This window comes from Pseudoalteromonas sp. NBT06-2, assembly GCF_002276045.1.
In the GTDB taxonomy this organism is placed as follows: Bacteria; Pseudomonadota; Gammaproteobacteria; order Enterobacterales; family Alteromonadaceae; genus Pseudoalteromonas.
In genome coordinates this window covers 36,388-45,560 of sequence record NZ_NQMR01000071.1, presented here as the reverse complement: position 1 = coordinate 45,560, position 9,173 = coordinate 36,388, and the positions used below count along the sequence as shown (strand labels likewise).

7 protein-coding genes and 2 tRNA genes are annotated in these 9,173 nt (G+C 32.4%); 5 read left to right on the top strand and 4 right to left on the bottom strand.

Annotated elements, in window-relative coordinates; all coding sequences use genetic code 11:
* Positions 1 to 123: 123 nt before the first annotated feature.
* Both CJF42_RS14560 and CJF42_RS14555 read right to left on the bottom strand, forming a co-directional pair.
* Positions 124 to 199 (bottom strand) — tRNA-Thr (locus CJF42_RS14560).
* Positions 200 to 241: 42 nt separating this feature from the next.
* Positions 242 to 317: transfer RNA gene (locus tag CJF42_RS14555), tRNA-Phe, on the bottom strand.
* A gap of 259 nt (positions 318 to 576) precedes the next feature.
* Between CJF42_RS14555 and CJF42_RS14550 the strand changes: the two genes are divergently transcribed.
* A complete protein-coding gene (locus tag CJF42_RS14550; RefSeq protein WP_095367388.1) occupies positions 577 to 3,285 on the top strand; it encodes a hybrid sensor histidine kinase/response regulator in 2,709 nt (902 codons plus the stop codon).
* Positions 3,286 to 3,507: 222 nt separating this feature from the next.
* Here the strand turns inward: CJF42_RS14550 and CJF42_RS14545 are convergent, their stop codons facing one another.
* Positions 3,508 to 3,783: an oxidative damage protection protein gene (locus CJF42_RS14545; protein ID WP_095367387.1), complete on the bottom strand. Its 276-nt coding sequence runs from the start codon at positions 3,781 to 3,783 to the stop codon at positions 3,508 to 3,510.
* 51 nt (positions 3,784 to 3,834) lie between these two features.
* Positions 3,835 to 4,881 carry an A/G-specific adenine glycosylase gene (gene mutY, locus CJF42_RS14540; RefSeq protein ID WP_095367386.1) on the bottom strand — a complete coding sequence of 349 codons (1,047 nt, stop codon included), beginning with the start codon at positions 4,879 to 4,881 and terminating at the stop codon, positions 3,835 to 3,837.
* 138 nt (positions 4,882 to 5,019) lie between these two features.
* Here mutY and trmB point away from each other — a divergent pair, with 138 nt between their 5' ends.
* The 4 genes from trmB (at position 5,020) to CJF42_RS14520 (ending at position 9,065) form a co-directional block, all read left to right on the top strand.
* On the top strand, positions 5,020 to 5,745 hold the full coding sequence (gene trmB, locus CJF42_RS14535; RefSeq protein WP_095367385.1) for a tRNA (guanosine(46)-N7)-methyltransferase TrmB: 726 nt from the start codon (positions 5,020 to 5,022) through the stop codon (positions 5,743 to 5,745).
* Positions 5,746 to 5,751: 6 nt separating this feature from the next.
* Positions 5,752 to 6,801, top strand: a complete 1,050-nt coding sequence (gene rsmC, locus CJF42_RS14530) for a 16S rRNA (guanine(1207)-N(2))-methyltransferase RsmC (protein WP_095367384.1) — start codon at positions 5,752 to 5,754, stop codon at positions 6,799 to 6,801.
* A 93-nt stretch (positions 6,802 to 6,894) separates the two neighbouring features.
* A complete protein-coding gene (locus tag CJF42_RS14525) occupies positions 6,895 to 8,514 on the top strand; it encodes a sensor histidine kinase (protein WP_095367383.1) in 1,620 nt (539 codons plus the stop codon).
* Complete coding sequence (locus tag CJF42_RS14520) at positions 8,514 to 9,065, top strand: YfiR family protein (RefSeq protein ID WP_095367382.1); 552 nt, start codon at positions 8,514 to 8,516, stop codon at positions 9,063 to 9,065. Before CJF42_RS14525 ends, CJF42_RS14520 begins: the two co-directional genes overlap by 1 nt.
* Positions 9,066 to 9,173 lie beyond the last annotated feature (108 nt).

Sequence of the window (9,173 nt, the reverse complement as noted above, 5' to 3'; positions counted from 1 at the left end):
CGAGGCACATAAACTGTGCTAATCTTAATTATGTATATTAATTTGTGCCTACTAACCGAATCTAACGGATAATTGGCATGAGTTACTGATTACAGCTGCTCATTTTTATCTTTAAATAATAAGTGGTGCCGACTAACCGAGTCGAACGGTTGACCTACTGATTACAAGTCAGTTGCTCTACCAGCTGAGCTAAGTCGGCACACTAAAACTGTCTAACGTTTAAATAAAACGAAAAAATAAATGGTGCCTCGACGCGGAATCGAACCACGGACACGAGGATTTTCAATCCTCTGCTCTACCGACTGAGCTATCGAGGCAGTACCTAACAAACTTTGCAGCTGTATTGGTGTGCGGCGTATTAAACTGGTTTTACTTGTTTAAGTCAACTTTTTTTTTCACTCTATTTATTGTTTGCATAGTTTTCAATCAAGGTTATGATTTAAAGCTTAATAAGACATCAATTTGATAAAAAGTCATACAAAATACTTAGCGTCGCTTTTAATAAATAATAGGCATGCTATTATCAAATTTTCTAATAAAAAGCTTTCGATATTAATAACAAGGAATCTCTTACGTATGAATGCAGCAGCACTTTCCTCTAAAAAAGTTATGCATCTTATATATGTTCTTCTTTTATCTGTTCTTATTTTATCCATCGCTTATACAACATATTTAATTCCTGCAGAAAGTAACCATTACTCAAAATCAGAAATTAAAAATATTGCCAATAAGATTGATACTCCACTTGCTAATTCTATTACCAGATTTGGTTACAACACTGCCATTCAAATTTTATTTTCAGTCAAAGCGATAAATCCCAAACTCGATTTTCTTTTATATAAGAAAATAAAAACAAGTTCATTGCAGCTGATCAGTCAAACTTCAGATATAAAGATTGCAGGAATTTTAAAAAATCACACCATTGAAAAAGATCAAAAAATGATGTTGCACCACATATTAAAGATAAACGAAAATATCGTTGGTACTTTAGTAATAGTGCAGGCAATTAAAAAACCAAATAATGACCTTTTTTATATTATGTTAACTGCCAGTATTATTATTAGTCTAATTTTAATGTTTATATTTCCACGTTATTTAAGTAAAACAATAAGAAATAGTACACTACAGCTTGAAAATGAAATGATTCTAATCACACAAAAGCAAGATTTTAGGTTGTCTGTTTCAACAAATATTGGTTTAGGCTTAAAGCAGATTTCGATTTTAATTAATCAGCTATTAAATAAATTACAAAGTCAAAAAGAATCTCATGCGCAAATTGAGCTTGATTTACAAGCTTTACATTCGAATCTTGAGATTCAAGTCGCGTCTCGAACAGAGGAGCTAGAAAAGGCCATAAAGTCTGCAGAGCTTTCAAATGAGTCTAAATCAACTTTCTTAGCCACTATGAGCCATGAGATCCGCACACCGATGAATGGCGTTATAGGCACGATAGATTTATTACGCCATACCGACTTAAGTGGCACACAGCATAGATTAAGCAGTATCATTCGTGATTCTGCATTTTCTTTACTAGGGATCTTAGACGATATTCTTGATTTTTCAAAGATTGAAGCTGGTAAACTAAAAATTGAAAAAAAGAGCTTTTCAATTATCAAAATTACTGAAGAGGTTGCCAAAGTACTCTCTTCTGTTGCCCATAAAAACAACCTTGAACTAGATCTTTATATTGATCCTAATATTCCAGATTCTGTTACAGGCGATATAGTACGGGTAAGACAAGTTATTTATAATCTATGCAGTAATGCTATTAAATTTACAAAATCTACAGATACACAACAAGGGTTAATTTGCATTCAAGTTTCTTTGGCAAATAAAAGCGATGCTCACCATACGATAGAGTTTAAAATTTCTGATAATGGTAAAGGCATGAATAAAATGCAGCTTGCCAAAATCTTTTTACCTTTTAATCAAGCTGAAACAAGCATTACTCGTGAATATGGTGGTACCGGATTAGGTTTATCTATATGTAAAAGCCTCATTGAGCTTATGTATGGTGACATAAAAGTAAACAGCGACTTAGGCTTTGGCAGTGAGTTCATAGTAACCTTGCCATTTAAAGCTGATGAAACGAGTAAAGTAAAAGATAAAGGCCGCCTGAAAGGTAAGAAAATTGCACTATATAGCAATAGTAAAAACTCAAAACGAAGTGATTATATCAATAACTATTTGAAATTTTTAGATGCAGAAGTAATTTATTTACACGACTTAAAAAAAGAGCCTGTTTGGCATAATACAAAAAATTTAATTTGGTTATTAGATGGCATAAATTCAATGCCCGAGGTAAATCAAGCATTAAAACGATTAAGTGCTTCTTTAGAAGAAAACAGCCAACAAGTTATTGTTTTAAGCAAGCTAACAGAAGCTAAACTTACTTTTAACAATACTTTTTACCTCAATGCCGCACCATTATGTAAAGAAAGCTTATTTAATTCATTATTTATTGCGGCAGGATTACATCAAGCAAAAAATATAAGAATGACGAAATCTTTAAATCAATACCCATCCATAGAACAAGCACGACTTAACAACCAACTTATTCTATTAGTTGAAGATAATATGATGAACCAACAAGTTATATGCGATCAACTTCATTTGCTTGGGTACGGTGTTGAAGTTGCATCTGATGGTGAGGAAGGCTTAAAAATGTGGCAATCTGGAAACTACCCTCTGGTATTAACTGATTTACATATGCCAAAAATGTCGGGCTATGATTTAACTACAAAAATTAGAGAGAACGCTCCAAATAGAACTGATATGAAAAAAGAGAGTATTATTATTGCTATTACAGCTAATGCACTTAAAGGAGAGAGAGAGAAATGTTTATCTCAAGGTATGAATGATTATATTACTAAACCTGTTGAGCTTAACTTATTAGAAGAAACCTTAAATAAATGGCTGCCAATTAAGGAAACACTGAACACTTCTCCAGCATTAAATCTAGAAGCTTTAGCTGATTTTATTGGGCCTGATACTTCTCAACATGCTCATTTTCTTAATCTGTTTCTTGAGCATGGCTCAAAGCTCATGACAGATTTAAAGCTTGCTGTAACCCTTGAAGATAAAAAAAGCATTATTAATAATGCACATCAATTAAAAGCAACAGCTAAAAGTATCGGTGCAGATATTCTATCTAAAACAGCTGGGGATCTTGAAGAATTAGTAGAACAAAAACCTTCTGATGCGCATATCATAGAGCATTTATTTGATCAACTTGAGCAACATTATTTTAAAGTCAATGAATTTATAACTCAAAAATTAGACTAACTACTTTAACAATATAGAGTAGACTGAGTTTCATGTCTTTCCTATTAAATATAAACAAGCTATTCAAATCATTTATTAGGCATTGAAAAAATCGATAAAGGACTATTCGCACTTAGTCAAGAGTTCATATTATAACTAAAATGACAGTTCCTGTTAGAAATTCCATCCTAAAATACAATATTATTCTGACTAAGTATATACTCACATTATCCTCTGATGAAGTTACTTTTTCTCTTGAGGTTTATAACCTTCAATTTCAACTTCTTTATTTTCAAATAAAAAACCAGTCATTTGTTCTTCTAAAAAAATACGGTGTTCATTGTCCATCATATTTAAGTGTTTTTCATTAATTAGCATAGTTTGTTTATGTTGCCACTGCTGCCAAGCTTCTTTAGAAATATTGTTAAAAATCTTTTCACCAAGTTCACCTGGGTAAAGTTGAAAAGAAAGACCTTCAGCATCTTTTTGTAATTTTTGACAAAATACGGTACGTGACATTATATAAACTCTCTTTGAAGTTTGAAATATATCGTTATTTTAATGTTTCAACTAAAATAATTCTATTAATTTTTTTGTGGGTGCAGCTAAACCCACTTCTGATTTAGATTTTAGATCATACCACATTATTTGATTATCATTTATCACATCAGGGTGAGCGTTCAACTCAATTAAAACAGGATTTATGGTTAACTTGAAATGAGTAAATATATGCACAAATGAATCTAAGTATTTTGCTTGATATTTTATACCTTGTTGAGCTAGGTACGTTTGTAGCTGCATTTCATCATCAAATTGTAAAAAAGCATGTAAACCACCCCAAATTCCTTCGCTTGGTCTTTTTTCTAATAAAAACTGATCTTTTACTTTAACGATTAGCATATAACAATTGCGTTTTGGCACTACTTTTTTAGGTCTTGGATTTGGGTATTGTTTTACCGCATCATTTTTAAGTGCTAAACATTTGCTATTCAATGGGCATGGATCACAGTCAAACTTTGCACGAGAACAAAGGCTTGAACCTAAGTCCATCATAGCTTGATTAAATTCTGTCACATTATTTTTTGGTGTCAGCTTTTCACTATATTGCCATAACCTTTGCTCAACAGCTTTGTTGCCATACCAACCATCTAACATGAAAAATCGGGCTAGTACGCGTTTTACATTGCCATCCAAAATGGCATGTTGCTGTTGCAATGATAATGATAAAATCGCACCTGCAGTAGATTTTCCAATACCAGGTAAAGCGATAACCTCGTCTATATCTGTTGGAAATTTCCCTTTATATTGCTCATGGATTATTTTTGCAGATTTTTGCAAGTTACGCGCTCTGGCGTAATACCCTAAACCAGTCCATAAATGTAATACTTCATCTTCAGTCGCATTCGCTAATGATGTGACATCTGGAAACTTTGCCATAAAGCGCTCGAAGTAAGGTATTACAGTGATCACTTGTGTTTGCTGTAACATGATCTCAGAAACCCAGACTTTATAAGGTGTTTTATTGATCTGCCAAGGTAAGGTTTTTCTACCATGTAAGGCATACCAATCTACAACTTGAGACGAAAACCACTTACTTTTTGTCGATGTTAATTCCAACTTAGCCAAACCCCATGCAAAAATATGCCGTCAGTCTATAACTCATAATAAAAAGGTCAAGAGATTACTTGTGCCAAGAGATGCTAACAGGGATAATACGCCACCAAATTTAGGCTGAAGATATGGTTGGTACCAAACATGAGTGAAAAAGATCAAACTCGATTAGAGCAAGCAAAAGAAAATGGCAAATATATAAGAACTATTCGTAGTTTTGTAAAACGCGAAGGCCGTTTAACCAATGGTCAAGCAAACGCCCTTGAAAAAAGCTGGCCAACCATGGGACTAATGCATGAAGACGGTGCTTTAGACTTCAAAGCTACTTTTGGCAATGATAATGACGTTGTATTAGAAATTGGTTTTGGTATGGGTAAGTCATTAGTCGAAATGGCAGCCAATGCGCCTGAAACGAACTTTATCGGTATAGAAGTACACCGTCCAGGTGTGGGTGCATGTTTATTAGATGCTGATGTTGCACAAGTGACTAACTTGCGTGTTTATGAGCACGATGCAATTGAAGTGTTAGCTGACTGTATTGCTGATAATTCATTATCAAGAGTGCAACTTTTTTTCCCTGATCCTTGGCATAAAAAGCGTCATCATAAACGCCGTATTGTTCAAACTGAATTTGTAGAGAATTTACGTAAAAAATTAAAGATAGGCGGTGTATTCCATATGGCTACTGATTGGGAAAATTACGCAGAGCATATGCTTGAAGTAATGAATTTATCAGATAAATTCAAAAACCAATCTCAAAGTAATGATTACATGCCTCGTCCAGACTTTAGACCTTTAACTAAATTTGAAAAGCGCGGTCATCGCTTAGGTCACGGTGTATGGGATCTTATGTTTGAGAAAGTGGAGTAATTTATAATGAGTCAGCTAACTAATCCAAGTAAATTATTATTACGCAATGAGCACTCACTTGAAGCTGACTCTATTTTAGTTATTAACTTTAGCCAAGATGATTTTTTACAGCAATTAGACGCTTTAAACACATGCAAAACACTAACTGCTTTTACAAATAATTTTGCAACCAAAGCCGCAGCACAACACACTCATAATTGTAATATCCAACTAGGTATAGAATTACCTAAAGTAGATAAAAACAATAAGCCTTTTGATTTAATCATTTATTATTATCCAAAAGCAAAAGCTGAAGCTTTAATGATACTAGATAATATTCGTGCTGTTTCATCAAATGAAACCCGTTTATTGATCGTTGGAGAAAATAAAAGCGGCGTAAAATCATCAGAAAAACAGCTTAAACCACTTTGTAGATTTTCAAATAAGATTGACTCAGCCAGACATTGTATTCTTTATCAATTTAATGGATTAGAACTTAAAGAAAACTTTGATATTCATCAATATCAAAAGACTTTCGAACTTTTGATTAAAGATCACACTATCAAAGTGGTGAGCTTACCGGGTGTATTTAATCATGGTGAATTAGATCTTGGCACAAAATTACTGCTAGAAACTATGTCAGTGCCTAAATCAGGTCAAGTTTTAGATTTTGGCTGTGGTGCAGGCATTATTAGCGCCTATCTAGGTAGCTTAAACGATAATCTCTCATTTACGTGTTTAGATGTCAGTGCATTAGCAACAAAAGCAACAGAATTAACGCTTGCTGCAAACAATGTGAAAGGTGTTTGTTTATTGAGTGATGGTTTAAGTAAAGTATCAGGAAAATATGAGCATATTGTTAGTAACCCTCCTTTTCATACAGGATTGTCTACTGATTATGACATTGCTGAACAATTTATTATTAAGTCAAAACAGCATTTATCATCAAGGGGTAGTATCACTATCGTGGCAAATAGCTTTTTGAAGTATCAACCCTATCTAGTGCAAAGCTATAATCAATATGCAACTGTTGCTAAAACAAATAAGTTTACTGTTTACCAATGTATTAAGAAATAAAAGCTCTTCAAATTAGTTTTTTATTGCCTATTTCTAAGTTAGATCTTAAGATCAAAGAAGATGTTTTTAATTTTAGACTTAACTTAGTTTAATATGCCTAGATATGGCCAAACAATTAGCATAAAAAAAGCTTTGATCAGAACTGTAATCCTTATTACAGCATTTTGCCTGTTCTTGTCAGTTTCTGTTTCAACTTATTTAGACATTGCGAAACAACGTACAATAACGATTAATAAATTAACAACTTATGCTGATATTATTGCATTCAATGCTCAGGTAAGCTTGTTGTTTGATGATGAAAATACTGAAAATAAACGATTAATAGCGTTTAGGGCTGTTAAAGAAATAAAAAATATCCATATTTATAAAATCGATGATTTCACTAATGAAACTTCTTTTTTTACAAGTTATAACGCCCCAAACACCCCTCCTATTCCAGTAAAAATAAATAAAATTAAAGCTCCTTTCACTCCAGAGTCTATTGGTAATCATATCGATGTTATAAGACCGATAATGTTCGAAGGAATCATTCAAGGATATGTCTATATTCGTGGAGATTTATCGGCTTTAAATGCCTATATAAAAGATAAATTGATAATAGATATATCAGTCGCTTTTTCAGTTTTAATTGTTGTGTTTATCCTTAGTTTAAGAATTCAACGCCAATTGTCTAACCCAATAGAGAGATTGAGTACTTTAGTACAAGGTGTTTCTAAAAATAAAAATTACGATATAAGAGCCCCTCATGTAAATGTTTTAGAGTTAAATCAACTTAGCCATAGTCTAAATGTATTATTTTCTCGCACCCAAGCTCAGCTTGAAAGACAAAAAAAAGACGAACAAGAAATTAGACTGTTAAATCAAAATCTAGAAGAAAAAGTAAATCTAAGAACAATTGCTTTAAAAGAAGCAAACCAAGAGTTACTAAATACTTTAGAAAGAATGCATCAATATCAAAATCAAATCGTAGAGAATGAGAAAATGGCCTCATTAGGCCAAATGGTTGCTGGTGTTGCCCATGAAGTGAATACACCAATTGGTTTAGGGGTTACTGGCTCTACTTTATTGAAAGATAAGCTCACCGAAATCAAATCTGCTTTTGATAATAAAACACTCACATCAAAACAACTGTCACGATTTATAGATGATGGTATTGAAAATTTAGAGTTGGTTTACCGCAGCCTAAACCGAGCAGCTGAACTTATATCTAGCTTCAAACAAGTTGACGTTAATCAAGATACTGAAAGCTACTTGATGATTAATATTAATGATTTAATTAATGAAGTGTTGCTTTCGATGAAAAAAGATATAAATTTAAATCAGCACCAAATAATTATCGAATGTCCTGAATCCCTCTATATACAATCCAAAGCAGAGCCATTACGTCAAATATTAGAAAATTTAATTGAAAACTCTTTGATACATGCTTTTGATGAAATAACCTCAGGGATAATTACAATAAAAGTAGTTATTGATGAGGGGCAATGCCAAATAAATTATACTGACAATGGTAAAGGTGTTCCTAGAAATATCAGAAACAGAATATTTGACCCATTTGTTACCACTAGAAGAGGTGAAGGTGGCAGTGGATTAGGTATGCATTTAGTATATAACCTAGTCACTCAAGCAATAAAAGGTAGAATCACGCTAAATAATACAAGTTCAACTGGTGTAAATTTTATCATTACTTTCCCTATTGATGGGAGAATATAATGATGAAAGCAATCAATTTATTTTTGAATAATGCATTATTTATTGCTATGTTTTGTAGCCTTTTTCTTATTTCTAAAAGTACTTATGCTGAAAATATCACTAAAGTACGCTCAGCTTTTATTTTTAAAATATCAAAATTTATGACCTTTCCTCCACCTACTTTAAATAATATGAAACTTTGTTTTTTTAATGAAAAAAAAGGTCCTGAAAAATTTCTTTTTAGTAAAAAAAGTTTAAAATCTCAAACGCCTCCCATTTCCATCGTTTTTTTTGATGATATAGAAAAAATAATGGAACTTAATCACAGTTGCAACATCATATACTTGAATGAAAATATACAAAGTAAAATTGATAAACAATGGATTAACAAAATAAGCTCTAAAGTAGTTGTGATCGGAGAAACGCTTGAGTTTTTAGATTTAGGTGGTTTAGTCGCTTTAATTCAAAAAGGGAATAAAGTAAGGATTTTTATTAACAAAGCTAAATTATCCCAAAGCCAAGTTAAAATAGAGTCTCGATTACTTGCTTTAGTAAAATTTCATCCTCAATAGCGCGTTAGTACTTAAAGCGATTTGATAGTCTTATTACGAGTTTTACTTGTTAACAAATCGATAAGCACCTATAATCGCTAGACATTCAAACGATTAACATTTTTATTA

Excerpts from the sequence above, each read along its gene's own strand:
- CJF42_RS14525 (WP_095367383.1), top strand. The coding sequence starts at position 6,895 with ATGCCTAGATATGGCCAAACAATTAGCATAAAAAAAGCTTTGATCAGA.
- CJF42_RS14545 (WP_095367387.1), bottom strand. The coding sequence starts at position 3,783 with ATGTCACGTACCGTATTTTGTCAAAAATTACAAAAAGATGCTGAAGGT.
- trmB (WP_095367385.1), top strand. The coding sequence starts at position 5,020 with ATGAGTGAAAAAGATCAAACTCGATTAGAGCAAGCAAAAGAAAATGGC.
- rsmC (WP_095367384.1), top strand. The coding sequence starts at position 5,752 with ATGAGTCAGCTAACTAATCCAAGTAAATTATTATTACGCAATGAGCAC.
- CJF42_RS14520 (WP_095367382.1), top strand. The coding sequence starts at position 8,514 with ATGATGAAAGCAATCAATTTATTTTTGAATAATGCATTATTTATTGCT.
- CJF42_RS14550 (WP_095367388.1), top strand. The coding sequence starts at position 577 with ATGAATGCAGCAGCACTTTCCTCTAAAAAAGTTATGCATCTTATATAT.